Raw genomic sequence first — 17,886 nt, forward strand, 5'->3', positions numbered from 1 at the left:
ATCCGACCCAGTCGTCGAACTGTTGGTGGGCAAACAGCGCTTTTCCATCCGAGACGACTAAATCAGCTAACCTTATCATTACTGAAAAGCCATTGCCAAGTTGCTAAGACTGTACAGTTGCTGTGTGTCACGAGCGAAAAAACATTATCTCGTGGGACAGTGGATTTCAGCACGCCAAACGTCTATTGAGTGAGTTCCTCCGACCAGATTGATCACGCAATGAAGATCGCTTTCCATTCGCCGTTGAAATCGCCGTACCATCCGGTTCCGTCCGGAGATCGGCTGATGGCCAGGCTATTAGTCGCGGCTCTGGAGCGTGCAGGACATGAGGTTGAAGTTATATCGGAACTCCGCAGCTTCATGACGGCCCCGTCACTCGAAGTCCTTGCGGAGCTGGAAAGACAGGCCGAGCGGGAGATCGCAAGGATTTCAGCGCTTTGGAAGCATGAAGCCGTGCCGGATCTGTGGCTCACATATCATCCCTACTACAAGGCTCCCGATTTGCTCGGACCAACGCTTTCAGTGTCATACGATATACCTTATGTGACAGCAGAAGCATCGTATTCCGCAAGACGTAACACGGGGGTCTGGACGGAGATCCAGCAAGGCTTGCTGAAAACTTTTGAAAAGGCTGCAGTCAATATCTGCCTGACCAACCGCGACCGGAGGGGATTGCAAGAGGTGTTGCCCGGAGCCCGCTTCGCGATGCTGGCGCCATTCATCGATTGCGCGATATTTACAGAAACGGCGCCGCGGCCAAAGCGGGATAGGCTTGTAACGGTAGCGATGATGCGCAGCGGCGACAAAATGGACAGCTACCGGATGCTGGCAAGGTCGCTGTCACTGCTTGATGATATTCCGTGGTCACTCTCCATTGTCGGCGATGGCGCCTGTCGGGCAGAGGTCGAGACGTTGTTTGCTCATTTTCCGCCGGAAAGAATCCAGTGGCACGGGAAACTGGAACCGTCTGACATTGCAACATTGTTCGCGCAAAGCGCTCTGTACGTGTGGCCGGGATGCGGCGAAGCTTATGGGCTTGCTTATCTGGAAGCACAGGCGGCTGGCTTGCCCGTTATCGCTCAGGCTATTGCCGGGGTGCCTGAAGTCGTGCGCGATGGGCGCACCGGCATTCTCACGCCACCGGGCGACATTGACGCCTATGCTGACGCGATACGCTTAGTGCTGGCGAATGCCGCGATGCGCAATGATAGGGCTTTTGCAGCGCTACAGTTCGTGCGGGACGAGCGGTCGCTGGAAGTGGCGTCCCGACGTCTTGACGATATTCTCAAACAGCATGTGGGCATTTTATAATGGTGACTGACATCTGGAAGCCGCTAAACCGCGAGTTGGATCGATGGTATGAAGCTGGCAAAATCGCAGACTTTTGGCTGCGTGATGACGATGCCGTCGCTCCCACACCGGCCTTGACGCAACTGCTTGATCTGAGCGCACGCCATTCGGTTCCGGTCGCGCTGGCCGTGATCCCCGAAACCACTGGACAGCCGCTTGCAGAGTATCTTGGCAACCGACCGCTGGTGACGGTGGCTGTTCACGGCTGGTCGCACAGCAATTTTGCGGGCGACGGTGAGAAGAAGCAGGAACTTGGCCCACACAGGCCAATTGAAGTGGTCACAGCGGAATTGACGGCTGGTTTAACCCGTCTTGAGGCACTCCATGCTGGACGCTTTGTCCCCGTTCTGGTGCCGCCATGGAACCGCATTGCGCCGTCCTTGGTGGACATACTTTCCGGTCTTGGATATTGCGCCCTGTCGGTTTTCGGAGCGGAGAAAGAAGGTTCACTGCCGATGATCAACACCCATGTCGATCTGATGGACTGGCATGGAACACGGGGCGCCCGTGATCACGCGGCGCTGATTGACAATATCGTTCGTCGTCTGCAGGTGATGTTCGACGGTGGCGGGAGCATGGGCTTTCTAACCCATCATCTGGTCCACGATGAGTCCGCTTGGCAGTTTATCGAGGCGTTATTCGCACAAACAGCATCTCATCCTGCCAGCCGCTGGATTGCACTACGGGATATGCACATTCAGCTTCAGGCTTAGACGTCGAAAGCCTGGCCTTCCCGGGCCGAGAAGGCGCCAGCAAACTCACTCGCGGCCTGTCGATCAATCGCCTCGAGTTCCGCGTCTGTACGCAGCGGCGAATGGTGGATGAAAGCAACGTTTTTTGCGCCCGCTGCTTTGGCGAGCCGGATGGCATGCTGCCAGGAAGAGTGCCCATAGCCAACATGCCGCGGCATTTCCGCGTCGGTATAGGTGGTGTCGTAGAGGAAAAGGTCTGCGCCCTGGATCAGCTCCAAAACGGCGGGATCAAGAATGCCGGGTTCATGCTCTGTATCGGTGATCAGCGCTACCGAACGACCTCCCCATTGCACCCGATAACCGATGGCACCGCCGGGATGATTGAGCCTTCCGGTCTTAATCTCAACACCGGGATGGGGCTGCAGAATGTCGCCGGGTTTAAAATCCCGGCAGATCATTTTCGCGGGACAGACATCTATTTCAACGGGAAACCAGGGGGGGCGAATAAATTCCGAGACAATCTCGCTTGTGTTCATCTTGCCATACATATGCCCGGACCAGAGTTCCACCGCAGAGCCGGCATCAAAGAGTGGAGCGAAATAGGGTAGACCGATAATGTGGTCATAATGACAATGTGAAAAGAACAGGTTGAAATTGGAAATGCCGTCCGCGAGCAATGATTTTCCTGCGGGTAGCAGGCCAGATCCGGCATCGAACAACAATCTGTGTTCACCGCATTGCATCTCTATGCAGACAGTATTGCCGCCATATCGCTGGAAATCCGGTCCCGAAACCGGAAGGCTGCCCCGCACTCCCCAAAAACGCACCCGAAACACTGTATCCCTCTTCTTTCCGCCGTCGTGCAATTCATGGCATGTTAGCCATGCGGCGAAGCATATGCGAGTACCGAATCTACGTTACTACGAAATATCTAGCACTCTTGTCAGTGATATGAAGCGTGAGACGATGGAAAGGAAATTTATAGAGGATGGCATCCGAACTACCGCCTATCGCCGTGATTGCCGACGCGCATTTTCACGATATTTTTGGCGACTATGGCAATGCTGGGGTCACAGTGAGCGAACGGGTTATGGCGTTGCGCCCATTCGCCAACACGGTGCGTTCGACACGAGTGTTCAACGAGAGTTCCGCAGCATTGCCCTACGCGTTGGATGATATAGCTGCCCGAGGAATCCGCCACGTTGTCCTTCTGGGCGACTATTCGGATGACGGCCAGCTGGTGACGATGGCAACGCTGCAGAAACTTCTTGACGATTACGCAAGGCGCTTCGGTATGCAGTTCTACGCAGCGCCCGGCAATCACGATATTTTTGGCCCCGGCGGGAGGCATCGGTCAAAACGCTTTTTGAATGCTCGCGGCGGCCATGACTTGGTGACCAGCAATCCGGCGCGCAGGGCCGCTCCTGATGACGATGCGGTGATTATCAGCGAGAGCATGTATTGCGCTGGCTATCCAGTCGGTCTGCGTTCGTTGGGTGATGTCGGGTTCTTTCGAAGGCCCGACTATCTGCATTGGGAGACCCCTTTTGGCATTAACGATCATCCATCGGCGAGAGAGTTCGAAATCCGCTCGCCTGATGGCATGACGGTTCGCAGGCCGATGGACGCTTCCTATCTTGTCGAGCCATTCGACGGTGTCTGGATGCTGATGATCGACGCCAATGTGTTTGTGCCGGTGGATGGAGAAATCGGCGATGATGAGGGAGCGTTCGCGGACAGCACCGATGCCGGTTGGAATGCCATGCTGGTACACAAACGCTTTATTCTGGACTGGATACGATCGGTCACGGATCGGGGTCGGGCACTGGGAAAGACGGTCATCGCATTTTCCCATTATCCGGTACTTGATCCACTGGACGGCACGGGTGACGACGAACTGGCCGTGCTGGGGCAGACGAGCCTTATGGGACGCATCCCGGAACCGGAGGTCGGCGATGCTCTCATTGATGCCGGTGTCCGCCTGCATTTCAGCGGGCATCTGCACGTCAACGATACTGCTCGCCTTCGAAATGCCGATGGCTTTCTGTTCAATGTGTCCGTTCCCTCGCTGGTCGCTTTCCCCGGCGCCTACAAGATCGTCCACATTGAGCCCAATCGGCTGCACATAGAGACGATTAGCATTGACGATATGGCGCTGGACGCTAGCATCATCAGTCAATATGCAGCCGAAGTAGAAAGGGAGAAGATTAATCCCGGCGCGTTGCTTAGTGCCGTCAATTACGGGGATTTCCTGTCGAAGCATTTGGCGCATCTAGTCGGCAGGCGATTTTTGCGCCGGGAATGGCCGGAGGCGCTCGCGGAAGCCGTGAAGACCCTTGGACTATTGGATCTGGCAGCTCTGGCGCTGGTCGAACGCCCCATCTCCGCCTGTGCGCTTGCCGATATTAAGGCAGCCATTGCTGATTGTGATATCCAGCAACAGCTGGCGATTTCCGCCACGGGACATGGACTTGATCCTGTCTCGTTGTCGCGGATTGACGTCATGACTTTTCTGGGCGACTGGTATCGTGTCCGGATGGGGAGTGAGCTTGGGCTTCACGCCATAACAGCGCCACGTCTTGCCGCTTATAGATGGGTATCGGGCATTTATGCCCGCCGTATCGATACAATGGCAGTTGGATCGATACAGGAATCCCTCGGTAGGCTTTTTCGGATGTTTGATTGTTTCATCTCCGGTTTGCCGTCACGAAACTTTGGCATTGATCTCACAACAGGCGAGATACAGCCGTGATGACCAGCGCATTTCTGTATGCAAACCGGCCATAGGAATTGACCAGCAATAAATGTCTGGCCTACAACATATTGATGATGGATACACTCGGCGCTAACGCGACTACCACCGACTGGCATGAAAGCGCATTTGATATTCTGCGTGGCGTTGCCGCATACACTTCAAGCCCGTTGATCAAGGGTTTGTCGAAGGTCCTTGCCGACCACCCGGAGGCGGACCTCGGCAATGCCTTCAACCACAAGCAGGTGGGTTGCAAGATATGGGCGCGGCAGTCGCTGTTCGAGACCTTTGGCGGGAGATTCAATCGCATCGCTATACTTGGCGGCTGGTACGGTGTTCTGGCCGCGATGTTTTTCGAAGACCAGCGCTTTGATATCGAAGCGATAGACAGTTTTGATATTGATCCTGATGTCGGCGCTGTCGCTGAAACTTTGAACAATGCATGGAAGGATCGGTTTCGGGCATTGACCGCTGATATGTATCAGCTTGCCTATCCTGAACTCGGGGCCGATTTGGTTATCAACACCAGTTGCGAACATATTGCGGATTTGCCCGCCTGGCTGTCGCTATTGCCCAAGGGGACCCGCGTTCTCTTGCAGTCGAACGACTATTTCAGCGAGCCCACCCATGTGAATTGCGTGGCTTCGCTCGATGAATTCGTCGCTCAGGCGGCGCTGGAAACAACAGCGTTTGCTGGCGCGCTGCCGATGAAGAAATATACCAGATTCATGCTGATCGGTACTGTCTAACGCACATCCCGAAAAGTGTGAAACGGTTTTCGGACAAGATGTGCGTGAAAACAAAAAGCTAGCGCGCCGCCAGAAGTCCATGCAGAATCTCTGCCGTGCGATGCGCGCCATCGAGATCAAGATTGTGAGCGGGCAAACGAGGTGCGGCAAGCGCCTTGGCGATGGCGTCGGTCATGCTATCGACGGATAGCTCGTCTTCTGTGAGAACCGATGCGAGGCCCAGCTTTTGCAGATGGCGTGCGCGTGCGGTCTGTTCGGTTTCGCCACCCGCCGTAAATGGAATGAGCAGCGCTTTGCAGTCCGCACGAAGGATGTCGCAAACCGTATTATATCCGGCCTGCGAGACGGACAGGCGCGCATCGAGCAACAGGCTCGGAAAATTCTGCAGGAAGCGGAAGATGCGGGCATTATTCGGTGCTTCTGCAGTGATTTCGTCAAAATCTGATTGCTGCAGATTGGGACCGGTCACAATGCACCACGACAGGTCGGGCGACAGGCGCTTTGAGGCCTCAAGTGCTGCGCGGATGAGCAAGGCGCCGACTGCACCACCCCCAGCCGATACCACGATATCAAAGGTTCCCGATGGTGGCGAGGGCGCTGGCGCGGCAACGAGACCGGTATAGATCACCTTGTCGGCAATATCCGCATGCAGCGGAAAACTGTCCTCCAGACGCGCAAACTGCGGGTCGCCATGAACCAGCACGTGATCGAAATAGCGCTGTACGAGAGCGATGCTTTCCTCGTTGCGACCGGGCTTGGCGCGCTCCTGCAGGATGTCGCGCAATGAGGTCAGCACCAATGGCCTTTGTGTCATCCTGCTGATTTCATCGAGCAGGGGGATAAGTTCGAAACGAACTTGCCGACGCCCGAAGGGAAACGCCTCGATGATGACGATATCGGGTCTGACATCGCGAAAGGTGGCAAGCAGTTTGTCCCGGCGTTCCGCTTTGAATTCTTCGGTCACCGGATTGCCGAAGGCGTCGGCAAGGCCCGAAAAACCGGCGTCGCCGGAAGCAATTGCCGGTAGCGCCACATGGTTGACTTCCGGTCCCGGAAATCCGGAAACAGGCATGCCGCCGGTGACCACGGTGACGTCGAAGCCATCTTGGGTCAGCGCACGGGCAATGCGGCTGGCACGCGCAAGATGACCGATGCCGAGCAGATGCTGGACATAGAACAACACCCGCGGACTTGTCGTCGAATGCCTCATTTGCTTCGCTGCCATTCCGTTTCGAACAAGGACTTCAATTGACGGATACTGTTGTGGAAATTGAACTCTGTTCGCACCCGCTTTTCGGCAGCGCGTCCCAGACGATGGCGGAAATCCGCATCGCGGATCGCAGTTTCCATAGCAATCGCTAGCGCCTCCGGGTCCTCAGGTGCAACGAGCAGGCCATTTTCTCCATCCACCAAGAGTTCGGGTACGCCAGAGATGTTGGTGGAAACCGATATCAGGCCTTGGCTTGATGCTTCCACCAATACGTTGGGCAAGCCATCCCTGTCGCCATCCGTAGTGATCCTGCAGGCGAGTACGAAAATATCGGCGGCTTGATAGCCAGCAAGGACTTCCTTTTGGTCGAGCGCGCCCTTCCATACGATTTTGTCGGCAATGCCGAGCTTGTCTGCAAGCGCTTTCAAGCTGGCGATCCTGTCGCCATCACCGATGTGCTCAAACCGCCATTGGAGGTCTTTGGGCAGCAAGCTGAGTGCTCTCAGCACGATGTCATAGCCCTTTTTCTCAACGGCACGACCGACGCTCAGGATTCTGACCGGATCGTCCGCGTCGCTGCCGTTGCGCAGTGAACGGTTGCCCTCAAAAGGCCCGAACCGGTCAAGATCGAGGCCGTGATAGCTTAGATGTACGCTGGACGAGGGCCCTCCAAGCTGACGGAGATGATCGAAGCCCGAATGTGTGCAGGTCACCGTCCATCGCGTGCTGGTGAGCTTGCCCTGCAGTTCCCAGTCTGGCGAAGTCCAGATATCCTTGGCGTGAGCGGAGCACGTCCATCCAATGCCGGTGATCTGGCTGGCATAAGCGGCAACGGATGCGGGCGTGTGGATAAAATGCGCGTGAATCCATCCCGCGTCATCGGGCCATTCCGCTGCCAGAACTGCGGCCTGTCCGAAACGCCTGATACGATTGCGCGTCGGGTCTTTCCGAAAGTCCTTGAGCACAGTTACCAAGCCTCGCCAGAAACCGGGGCGCGGCATACAGGCGATCAAGGCCAATAGAACACGGCGCGGTTCTTCGCGCAGATATTCAGGCAGGTAATGGACTGGCGCACGAATTTCGTCGTGCACCGGATGCGTTTTCTTGTCCGTCGGTCGCCGCAATGCCACGAGAACCAGATCAAAACCCGATTGTTCCAGCCCAAGCAATTCCTGAGCAATGAATGTTTCGGACAGGCGCGGATATCCCTTCAGCACCACCACAATTTTCCGGCGATATGACAATTGATTATCCCTTGACGAGCGACAGGTGGTTCGGCTGACGTCGATCCATCAGATCCCCGACAATTTGCGAGATATGCGGTAAGCCTTCGAGCCTGAAACCTTTGGGCGCGCTCTTCGAGGGCGCTGGCCTGCTGGGCAAGGCCTTGAGTGCACTGGCCATGCGGACAGGATCTTCGGATTCGCTGGGAAGCAGCATGTCAATCAGCCCGAGTTCCGCAGCGCGCCGGGCGCGGATCAGCTGTTCCTCCCGTGGAAGGATGCGGGGAACGATTAATGCCGGTTTGTCGAAGGAAAGAATCTCGCAATAAGTATTGTAGCCGCCCATGGCAACGACAGCCTTCGCGCCCGCCACCAGTTCTTCCATCCTGTTATCGAACTCGATGACCTCGATATGGGGGATCGCCTGGCTCTTGCTTATCATCTTGCGGCGCTTCTTCGCGGGCATGTAAGGTCCGAGCACGACCAGCGCCTTGTGCTGGAGCGTGTGATCGTGCTGGTAGGCCCGCACGACATCGTTGACGAGATCGGCGCCATCGCCGCCTCCGCCGGTGGTGACAAGAATATAGTCGCCCTTGGGGCGATGGTCCGGGACTTCCTGATTGGAAACGCTGCGCTGCAGGAAGCCGACGAAATTCATCTTGTCGCGGACACCCTTCGGGACGTCGAGACCCACGAGCGGATCGTAGAAATCCGGCGGCCCATAGACCCAGATCGAGTCATAGAACCTGTCGATCTTATCCATCACGTTTTTGCGCTTCCACTCAGCATCGAGCAAATGCGGCGCATCCATGACTTCACGCAGGCCCAGAATCAGTGTTGCTCCACGGGTCTTGAGATAGGTGAGCGTCTCCTCGACTTCGCCCTTCATGCCCATCGGTTCCTTATCGACGATAAAAATATCGGGTTGGAACGTTTCGGCGGTATGGCGGATAATCGATTGGCGCATCTTCAGCGTGTCATGGAGATCGGTGTGCCGTTCCATCGACTGGTATTCGCCATTGCGCAGCTTGATTACGCTTGGAATTTTGACGAAATCGACGCGCGCGCGGTAGTCAAAGGCGCCAGCGATCGTGGCGCCCGATATGATCATGATGTTGAGGCCGCGATAGTCCTCGACAAGCGAATGGGCAATCGTTCGGCAGCGGCGCAAATGGCCGAGCCCAAACGTGTCGTGGCTGTACATCAGGATACGAACATGCTCCAGGCGGCGCGTCATGATGCGAACCCCGCCGTAATGTGGTGACGCAACCCGCGATACAGGAAATTTTTCAGCATGCGAACATCCATCTCAACTATACGGATCAGCGACATCGCGAAGACCGTCACCTAGAAAATTGAAGGCCAGAACCACCAGAATGACCGGAATGATCGGAAACAGCAGCCAGGGGTAGAAGACAATGACACTTACACTTCGGGCTTCCGTCAAAAGGATGCCCCAACTGGTTATTGGTGCCCGTAACCCCAGGCCGAGAAAGCTCAGCGCAGTTTCACCCAGGATCATACCGGGAATAGACATGGTTGCAGTTGCGATCAAGTGCGACATGAAGCCGGGAATGAGATGCCGTCCGATAATGCGGGGGCTCTTTGCGCCCATCAGCTGGGCCGCTAGCACGTAGTCTTCCTCGCGAAGTGAAAGCAACTTGGAACGCACGGCGCGCGCCAGCCCAGTCCAGTCGAGCAGTCCAAGGATGGCGGTAATACCGAGGTAAATCAGCATCGGGCTCCATGTAATCGGCATGATGGCCGCAAGGGCCATCCACAGTGGAATGCTTGGAATAGACTGCAGCACCTCTATGATTCGCTGGACGATGAGGTCGAAAACGCCACCATGGTAACCGGCAAGGCCACCGATAACAATTCCGAGAGTAAAGCTGATGACAATGCCGATAAGCCCGATTGTCAGCGAGATTCGAGCGCCATAGAGGATGCGGGATAGCACGTCTCGTCCGAGTCGGTCTGTCCCGAGAAGAAACAGCTCGCCGCCCTTTGCAGGGCAGACCAGATGTAAATCAGTCGAGAATATGCCCCAGAATTTATAGGGATCGCCCGAGCAGAAAAAACGCAGCGGTTCGATCTGGTCTTTCTGATCCACATAGACCCGTCGCAGCGTGTCCATATCGAGCGTCATCTTGCGGCCATAGACGAACGGCCCGATGAAATTGCCGTTGTCAAAAAGGCGGACCGCCTGCGGCGGTGCATAGATGAAATCGACATTGCGTGTATGAAGATTATAAGGCGCGAGGAATTCAACGAAGGCGATCATCACATAAAGCGCGCCGAGGAAGATGGCGGAGGCAAGCGCCAGCTTATGCTTTTTGAATTTCCACCACATCAGCTGGAGCTGAGACGCCCGATAAAAGCGGCTCTGCTCTTCGGTCATGACATCGACCGAATGCGGATCAAAAGGCTCTGTCGAAACAAAGTGAGGCAGGCGTGCGCCCGGTTCGGGGAGGGGTGATGATGTCACTTTGTGCTCCCACCCTGCAATCTGATACGCGGATCAAGAAAGGCGAGCGCAATATCGGAGATCAACACGCCTATGACCGTCAGCGTTGCGAGAAACATCAGGAACGACCCTGCAAGATACATATCCTGACTCTGCAAGGCCTTTATGAGCATTGGCCCTGTCGTTTCCAGCGAAAGAACGATTGCGGTGATTTCAGCACCGGAAATGATCGCGGGCAGGATCGAACCGATATCCGAGATGAAAAAATTGAGCGCCATGCGCAGGGGATATTTTACCAGCGTGCGAAAAGGATGCAGACCCTTGGCGCGCGCCGTTACCACATACTGCTTTTGCAACTCGTCGAGAAGATTGGCGCGCAAACGCCGGATCATCCCGGCAGTGCCTGCGGTGCCGACGATCAGCACGGGTATCCAAAGATGGGACAGGATAGAGGACGCCTTGGCCCAGCTCATTGGTTCGGCCAGATATTTCTGGTCCATGAGATGTCCAATCGAGGTGCCGAACCAGATATTGGCAAAATACATCAGGATCAGCGCGAACATGAAGTTCGGGATCGCAATGCCAAGCAGGCCGATCAGCGTCAGCCCATAATCCGCCCAGCTATATTGATGCGTCGCCGAATAGATGCCGATCGGGAAAGCAATCAGCCATGTGAAGATGATCGTGAAGAACGATACCATCACTGTCAGCCAAAGCCGGTCGCCCACAACGTCACTGACGGGTAGCTGATACTCGAACGAATAGCCGAAATCCCCCTGCAACATCCCGGCAACCCAGTGGAAGTAACGCAGCACCGGTGGTTTATCGAAGCCGTATTGGACGCGCAGCTCCTCGATTTCCTGCATGTCCACCGCTTCGCCCTGTGCGCGAAGCTCCGACACATAGCTTTCGAAATAGTCGCCCGGCGGTAGTTCGATGATGGTGAAAACCAGAGCGGAAATGATGATGAGCGTGGGGATCATTGCTGCGATGCGCCAGAGAATATATCGCAGCATGGTCAGGCGTCCTTTCCATACCAGAACGCATCCGGCATAAAAACGCCGAGAAAGCTGGTCGGGTCGAAGCCGTAGAGCCCTTTCTCCGGTACATTCTGGAGGCTGGCCGCGCGCAAGACGGGCTGGGGGGTGCTGTTGACGATACCGATGGAAAACACCTGCTGCGAATAGATATCCAGCATCTGCGTCCAGATAGTGGCCCGCTCGGCTATGTCGCTGGAGTCCCGCCATTGGCTGAGAAGCTCGATCAGCTGCTTTACTTCGGGAATTTCCGGAGGATGGCCCTTCATTCCGTTCGACATGTAATACATGCCCCAGACCGGCCATTGCAATTGGTCGTCCGAGGTTGGGGCGAGCTCGCCCGGGTTCATATCGGCGGTCGGTATGCCGTTATCGAGCCCCGACCACATGGACATCATGATTTCGCCACCCATGGCCCGGCTACGGAAAACGTCACGCTGGGATGTTCGGATGAACAGCGAGATGCCGACCTTTGCCCAGTGATCTGTGACAAGCTCGAGGATATCTGTCTCCAACGTGCTTTCGCCCGCGGTTTCCACCACGATCTTTGCGGAGCGACCGTCTGGCAGCAGGCGAATCCCGTTCTCGTCCCGCCGTTGCAGGCCAGCCGCGTCCAGCAGGACGTTCGCTTGTTCAGGATCATGGGCGCTCCACGCCGTTTTATATCCTGGTTTGTAGAGCGGGCTTTCGGGCAGGATGGAGTTGGCGCTGTCAACGGCAAGACCGTAGAACACCGCCTTGTTGATTTCGGTCCGGTCGATTGCGAGCGATAGGGCGCGGCGCACGCGCACATCCCAGAAGAGCGCCCGCCAAATGGCGTCCCCAGCATTGAGGTTGGGCATCAGGCTCACCCTCGCGCCTTCCGTCCGCTTCCACAAGCTGACCCTGACCGGAAAACGCTTTTCGGAATCCTTCAGAAAGGCGTAGTCGGAAAAGTCGATGCCGTGTGCCTGCAGATCGCTTTCACCAGCGCCGGTCTTGGCGGCAATGATTGTCGGGGAGCTGATATTCAGGATCACTTTGTCGACATAGGGCAATTGCACCCCGTTTTCATCGACGCGGTGGAAATACGGGTTGCGCTCGAAAACAAACTGCTCGGCAGGCGACGCGGTTGTGTTTCGCCATGGATCGAGGGTCGGCAGTTCCGGGTTTTCGGGCCGATAGCTGCGCGCCATATTGAAATGAAGGTCAGTCCATTTCTTGACGCGGTATTGCTTCATCAGGGCCGAGAGCCGGAAATTGTCCTGATAGGTCTTGTGAAATTGTTTCAAATACTGTGACGGCAGAACAATCGTTAGCGCCTGCGGCGCCGCCAGTTGTGGCAGGAAATCTGGATTAGGCGCGTCCCAGCTATATCTGACCGTCAACTCGTCAATGACTTCGAAACGCGGCGGCCTTCCATTGACCAGCAAGACCCTCGGCGGACCGCCTCGCTTCAGCTCCGTGTTGAGCATCACGTCTTCCCAGCAATAGCGGAAATCCTCCGATGTCAGATAGGAACCATCCGACCAGCGGTGCCCCGGGCGGATTTTGAAGGTAAAAGCCCTGTCCTCGACTGTCTCGAAGCTTTCGAGAATATCCGCATGCATGTTGAGCTTTTCGTCATAGCCAACCAGACGGGAATAGCCGTAGAGCGTCATCAACCGGATGTCTTTCTGGTTGCCGATCAGGGTGCGGATGACACCTCCGTTGACGCCGGGTTTGCGACCAAGCGCCGCCATGTTGACGATCCTTGGTGTTTTGGGAAGACGGTCGGCCAGATCGGGCAGCGCGCCCGGCTGCGGCAGTGAATAGTTCGGCAAAGCCGGATCCGCCCGCGAAACACCAGGTAGAAAGCAGGAAGCAAGCATGCCCAGTGTCGTTCGCCGATTGATCAAGGCTTCAACTCCCGCATGTCTGCGGTCTTGCGCGCAAGCACAAGGTGCCCGTCGCCCAGATCCATTGGCGTCAGCATGTCGTCCGGTCCGTCGTTGCGGAACTGAATACCCCAGTTGCGTTTGTCGGATGCACCGCTGGCACTGAGCTTGCCGAAGTCAAGTGGACGGTCGAGATCGGGAAATGGAACGGCGGCAAGCAGCGATTTCGTATAGGGATGGACGGGCGCCCGCATCAGGGTGCGACGTGGAGCGATTTCGACAATCCGCCCGCCACACATCACGGCGATCCGGTCGGCCATATAATCCACCACCGCCAGATTGTGCGAAATGAAGATGTAAGTAAGCCCGAGTTCCCTCTGCAAATCTTTGAGAAGGTTGAGGATTTGCGCCTGTACGGATACATCGAGCGCCGATACGGGTTCATCGCACAAGATGAGTTCTGGACCGAGCGCCAGAGACCGCGCGATGCCGACGCGCTGGCGCTGACCGCCCGAGAGACCGTGCGGGTAGCGATTGAGATAGCGGCGGTTCAGGCCGACCACGTCCATCAGGTCGGCAACCTTGTCCAGCCGGGATTTTGCGTTTCCGCGCCCGTGAATTTCCAGCGGTTCGCTGAGAATATTCTGGATGGTCATGCGCGGCGACAGCGACGATACCGGGTCCTGAAACACCATCTGGATTTTGGTGCGTAACGCCTGCAGGTCGTTGCCGCTGGCGTCTAGGATGTCAATCGGGCCTGTGTCGCCGTTGAAAATTACGGAGCCTGCGTCCGGCGTGACGGCGCGCATCAGGATTTTGCTCAGTGTGGTCTTGCCGCAGCCGCTCTCGCCGACGAGGCCGAAACATTCGCCGCGCAATACGTCGAAACTGACGTCATTGACCGCCCGCGTCGGCGGCCCGCCATCTTTTGCGAAAAGGGTTTTGCGGGCTGCGAAGGTCTTGGAGATATCGCGCACGGAGAGCAGCACATTGTTGCGATCCGTATGGACGGCTTTGCTCTTGCCCATCAACTTGGCGACATCGACTGGCACGTCGCGTAAGGATTTCAGACGTTCGCCCGGCTTCATGTCGAAATGCGGCACGGCGGCCATCAAACCCTTGAGATAGGGATGGGCTGGTTTGCGGAAGATCGTTTCAACTGGTCCCGATTCCATGATCTCGCCGTGATAGATGACGACCACCTCGTCGGCGACATTGGCGACAACGCCCAGATCGTGCGTGATGAGCAGCATTGCCATGTTGAGCTTGGCTCGAAGCTCGCCGAGCAGTTCGAGAATTTGCGCCTGAATGGTTACATCAAGCGCCGTGGTCGGTTCGTCGGCGATCAGCAGGGATGGCTTGCATATGAGCGCCATGGCGATCATGGCGCGTTGGCGCATACCACCGGACAGTTCGAACGGATATTTGTCATAGGCCTGGGTCGGGTTCTTGAAACCGACAAGGCCAAGCATCTCCTCCGTCTGCTCACGCCGCTCGGCTTTTATATCCCTGGTATGGATCGACAGTACTTCCGAAATCTGGTTGCCGATCGTGTGGAGCGGCGACAGCGATGTGAGCGGCTCCTGAAAAATCTTGCCGATGCGATTGCCACGGAGCGCCCGTATCTCCGGACCGTCAGTAGGCAGGCTGAGAATGTCGATAGGCGGCTGGCCGGGCATGTCGGGGTCTTGGAAAAGGATTTTGCCACTCGCGGAAGCAGTGCGCGGCAGAATTCCCATAACCGATTGACTTATAACAGACTTTCCAGAACCAGATTCGCCGACAAGGGCGGTGACTTTGCCTGGCAGGACACGGAGATCGGCTTTTTTCACGGCCATGATCTTCCCACCAAGCAAGGTGAAGGAAATGCTCAGATTTTCGATCCTCAAGAGATCTGTCCCTGAGATCATGCTTGCAGGCCTTCACTGTTGCGTGTCCCCGGTGCGGGCACCCCCGACGTGAACGCTAGCGCACGAATGCCTATGAGTCCATGACTAGATTTCACGCATCCAGTAGTTGTCACGGCCCTGCGCGAAGATACGCGCGGGACAATGCTTCCAGCCCGGAAGGATTACTTGATGAGATCACATGCGTTGCTGTCGCGAAGAACGTCCCTGCAGTTGGCTGACCTGCGGAAATCATCATAAAACAGCGACCATTCGCCGGTTCCGGCCGCGCGATATGGACCGAACTTAAAGTACTGGTTCTTGCCCAATCCGGGATCGTTGTGGCCGATATAGCCTTTGATTGTCGAGATCCAGAGGCCGTTGGCGAAAATCTCGATATGGCCGGTTCCGTCCGGGCCGGGTTTCGTCATGAACGCAAAGTCGATCCATCCGGAGTCGGGAGAGGGGAGGCTGTTGCCGCGGGGCGTGATAGTGATTTTGTCGGTGCATGCCGAGAAGAGGCCGCCATCTTCCGCGACCCAGTTGTCGTCGGTCGCGACAAGCGCCCGCATCTGGTTGGTTTCTGGCCGCAACCAAACCGGGGTTGACCCTTTATCGCATGTCGCGGCTGTGCCCTTGGTCCCGGTGGAGACTGGCGGGTGATAATTCGTTTCTACAGTGATGAAGAGCTTGCCCTTGTTGAGCCGCACCGCCAGAAACGGGCTGAAGTCGCCTTTTGTTCCGGGGCCGATCTCACGCTTCCACTGCGCAATCACATAGCGATGGTCGTCTTGTGGGATGGGTTCGGCGAACTTGACTCCAAAACCATACCAGACGGCTTGGTCGTAAGGAACGCGAAGCTCGGTTTTTTCCCAGATCTCCGCCCTTTCGCTGCAGTTTTCCGTTGTTGCCTTGCAACCGGATCGCACGCTCAGTTTCAAAGCGCGCGGTCCGGTGCGGGTGACCGCACTCTGGAACTCGACCGTTCCCGCTTTCTGTTCATCATTATCGCGGTAATAAAGCCCGCCGGTGGGTGAAAAATCTTCACCATCGAAAGTATCGAAAAGGGGTGTGTTCAATGGATCGGCAATCGCTGAGACTTGGACAAACAAGGTGGATAGAAGCAGTGCCACAGCACATGTCTTGATCATTGAAGAAGGTTCCCCTCAAGCTTCGGGGGCTTCCGGTCGCGGGAGTTGCGGAAAAGCAGCATCACTTGCTCGGCTTCGGAGCCTGCATCCGGCTTGTTCCTTCCGGTTGCCTCAATACTGCTCATCTTCAGGTTTTCCCCACCCGGCGCCAATATCGTCACCTTGTCCTGTACGCCGCGCAGTTTCTTCGCACCCAGCGTCACCCAGTCGCCACCGCAATAGTTGGTGAACGCCTCGCTGGCGATAATCGGATGGTCGGGATAGAGCCTAGTTAGCCCCTGCAATCGCGACACTTCATTGACGGCGCTGCCGAATGTGGAGAACGTCAGTCGGTCCTTAAGGCCGACATTGCCGAACATCACGTTGCCGACATGCAGGCCCATTCCATAGCGAACCTCGTCGAGGCCCTTCTTCTTCCGCTCGTTGTTCATGTCGGCCATGGCTGCCGTTGCCTGCCGAACTGCCGCCATTGCCGCGCGCGCGGCGATCTGCGACGGCTCCCGGTGACGTCCGCAGGGATAGACTGCGAGGAACCCGTCTCCGACAAAACTCGTAATCTCGCCGCCATTCTTGTTGAACGGCGCGGCGATTGCATCGAAAAACTCGTTGAGCGTGTCGATATAGACCTGCCTGCCCGCCTTTTCGGCAAGGTCCGTCGATTGTCGCATGTCGCCCATGACGAGCACAGCGCGAATGGTCTCTCCATCCCCGCGACGAATCTGGCCGGATAACACGCGCTTGCCAGCATTGCCGCCAAGATAGGTGGTGACCATATTGTCTGCGAGCTTGCCGAGCACCGCCATCTTTGCGGCGATTGCCAGGCTGTTCTGGATATTCAGCAATGTCTCCACCACGTCGTCACCGAAGCCGCCGGGGATATCTGTGGTCCAAGAGCCGACCATACCCTGACTGTTGCCATCGCCGAAGGATTGCACGAAGGCGAGATAATCGGTGGCTCCGATTTCCTTCAATTCATCGAAAACCGGGAACTCCGATGGCGCAGATGGGTCGATCTGACGACGCAGATATTGCAGGTTGTTGCTAAGCAGATGGAAATAGGGGCTCGTGAGAAACCGCTCTGCATCCTTCTCGCTGGTGGAAGCACGAAAACCCTCGATTTCCATGCCCTTGCCGCGTATCCAGGTGAAGCCGAGCGCGTCGTAAAGCGGATGCAACATCGAAAAACTTAAATGGACGCGCATCAGCGGCACGCCAGCCGCCGCCAACCTTTCACAAAATCCTTCGGCCAGAGTTTCGAGGCTTGCGCCATTGAGCGCAGATTGTTGTAGCCAGTGTAAAACCGGGCTGAGCAATGTTTCGGAAATAGGAATCCGGGGGACATCCATCGCTTGTTATTCTTTCTAGCCGTCAGCCATGTCATGGCCGGTCGTCAGCAAATCATTGCGACCAATATAGCGTGTTATCGTGGCAAAGCCAGTTTCACTAAAGTAAAATCGCTCGGTTTCCGGTGAACATATAGTTACCCCTCGGCGGCGTCCTTGACAGCTGGCCC

General features: G+C 56.4%; 14 protein-coding genes. 4 read left to right on the top strand and 10 right to left on the bottom strand.

Translation table 11 applies throughout. The annotated features are described in order from the left end of the window. Positions 1-219 precede the first annotated feature (219 nt). Together ABWW11_RS11325 and ABWW11_RS11330 are read left to right on the top strand one after the other, a co-directional pair. A complete protein-coding gene (locus ABWW11_RS11325) occupies positions 220-1,311 on the top strand; it encodes a glycosyltransferase family 4 protein (RefSeq protein WP_109366145.1) in 1,092 nt (363 codons plus the stop codon). Continuing rightward, positions 1,311-2,063, top strand: a complete 753-nt coding sequence (locus tag ABWW11_RS11330; protein WP_371831082.1) for a polysaccharide deacetylase family protein — start codon at positions 1,311-1,313, stop codon at positions 2,061-2,063. The genes ABWW11_RS11325 and ABWW11_RS11330 overlap by 1 nt, the downstream gene beginning before the upstream one ends. Here the strand turns inward: ABWW11_RS11330 and ABWW11_RS11335 are convergent. Continuing rightward, a complete protein-coding gene (locus ABWW11_RS11335) occupies positions 2,060-2,878 on the bottom strand; it encodes an MBL fold metallo-hydrolase (protein ID WP_244597049.1) in 819 nt (272 codons plus the stop codon). The two genes, ABWW11_RS11330 and ABWW11_RS11335, sit on opposite strands and share 4 nt — an antisense overlap. A 179-nt stretch (positions 2,879-3,057) precedes the next feature. Between ABWW11_RS11335 and ABWW11_RS11340 the strand changes: the two genes are divergently transcribed. Both ABWW11_RS11340 and ABWW11_RS11345 read left to right on the top strand, forming a co-directional pair. After that, positions 3,058-4,794: a metallophosphoesterase family protein gene (locus tag ABWW11_RS11340; protein WP_319080303.1), complete on the top strand. Its 1,737-nt coding sequence runs from the start codon at positions 3,058-3,060 to the stop codon at positions 4,792-4,794. A gap of 74 nt (positions 4,795-4,868) precedes the next feature. After that, positions 4,869-5,543: a class I SAM-dependent methyltransferase gene (locus ABWW11_RS11345; protein ID WP_235892034.1), complete on the top strand. Its 675-nt coding sequence runs from the start codon at positions 4,869-4,871 to the stop codon at positions 5,541-5,543. A gap of 58 nt (positions 5,544-5,601) precedes the next feature. On the opposite strand, the gene ABWW11_RS11350 is transcribed toward ABWW11_RS11345, so the two are convergent. The 9 genes from ABWW11_RS11350 to ABWW11_RS11390 all read right to left on the bottom strand — a co-directional run bounded on the left by ABWW11_RS11350 (position 5,602) and on the right by ABWW11_RS11390 (position 17,719). Further along, positions 5,602-6,768 carry a glycosyltransferase family protein gene (locus ABWW11_RS11350; protein ID WP_244597048.1) on the bottom strand — a complete coding sequence of 389 codons (1,167 nt, stop codon included), beginning with the start codon at positions 6,766-6,768 and terminating at the stop codon, positions 5,602-5,604. After that, the gene (locus ABWW11_RS11355) at positions 6,750-7,997 is read right to left on the bottom strand and encodes a glycosyltransferase family 4 protein (protein ID WP_109366142.1); all 1,248 of its coding nucleotides are present in this window, start codon (positions 7,995-7,997) and stop codon (positions 6,750-6,752) included. Before ABWW11_RS11355 ends, ABWW11_RS11350 begins: the two co-directional genes overlap by 19 nt. 4 nt (positions 7,998-8,001) lie before the next feature. Next, complete coding sequence (locus ABWW11_RS11360; RefSeq protein ID WP_109366141.1) at positions 8,002-9,213, bottom strand: glycosyltransferase family protein; 1,212 nt, start codon at positions 9,211-9,213, stop codon at positions 8,002-8,004. Between the two features lie 72 nt (positions 9,214-9,285). After that, positions 9,286-10,464 (bottom strand): ABC transporter permease, encoded by a 1,179-nt coding sequence (locus ABWW11_RS11365; protein ID WP_109366140.1) that lies wholly within the window; start codon positions 10,462-10,464, stop codon positions 9,286-9,288. Beyond that, entirely contained in the window at positions 10,461-11,459 is a 999-nt protein-coding gene (locus ABWW11_RS11370; RefSeq protein ID WP_109366139.1) for an ABC transporter permease, read from the bottom strand. Before ABWW11_RS11370 ends, ABWW11_RS11365 begins: the two co-directional genes overlap by 4 nt. 2 nt (positions 11,460-11,461) lie before the next feature. Next, positions 11,462-13,357 (bottom strand): ABC transporter substrate-binding protein, encoded by a 1,896-nt coding sequence (locus ABWW11_RS11375; RefSeq protein ID WP_413464674.1) that lies wholly within the window; start codon positions 13,355-13,357, stop codon positions 11,462-11,464. After that, positions 13,354-15,246: an ABC transporter ATP-binding protein gene (locus tag ABWW11_RS11380; protein WP_109366137.1), complete on the bottom strand. Its 1,893-nt coding sequence runs from the start codon at positions 15,244-15,246 to the stop codon at positions 13,354-13,356. Before ABWW11_RS11380 ends, ABWW11_RS11375 begins: the two co-directional genes overlap by 4 nt. A gap of 161 nt (positions 15,247-15,407) precedes the next feature. Then, positions 15,408-16,373 carry a polysaccharide lyase family 20 protein gene (locus tag ABWW11_RS11385; RefSeq protein ID WP_109366136.1) on the bottom strand — a complete coding sequence of 322 codons (966 nt, stop codon included), beginning with the start codon at positions 16,371-16,373 and terminating at the stop codon, positions 15,408-15,410. After that, the gene (locus ABWW11_RS11390; RefSeq protein ID WP_109366135.1) at positions 16,370-17,719 is read right to left on the bottom strand and encodes an adenylate/guanylate cyclase domain-containing protein; all 1,350 of its coding nucleotides are present in this window, start codon (positions 17,717-17,719) and stop codon (positions 16,370-16,372) included. The genes ABWW11_RS11385 and ABWW11_RS11390 overlap by 4 nt, the downstream gene beginning before the upstream one ends. Positions 17,720-17,886: the final 167 nt, after the last annotated feature.

It is taken from the genome of Brucella sp. NBRC 113783 (genome assembly GCF_040372265.1).
Taxonomy (GTDB): domain Bacteria; phylum Pseudomonadota; class Alphaproteobacteria; order Rhizobiales; family Rhizobiaceae; genus Brucella; species Brucella teleogrylli.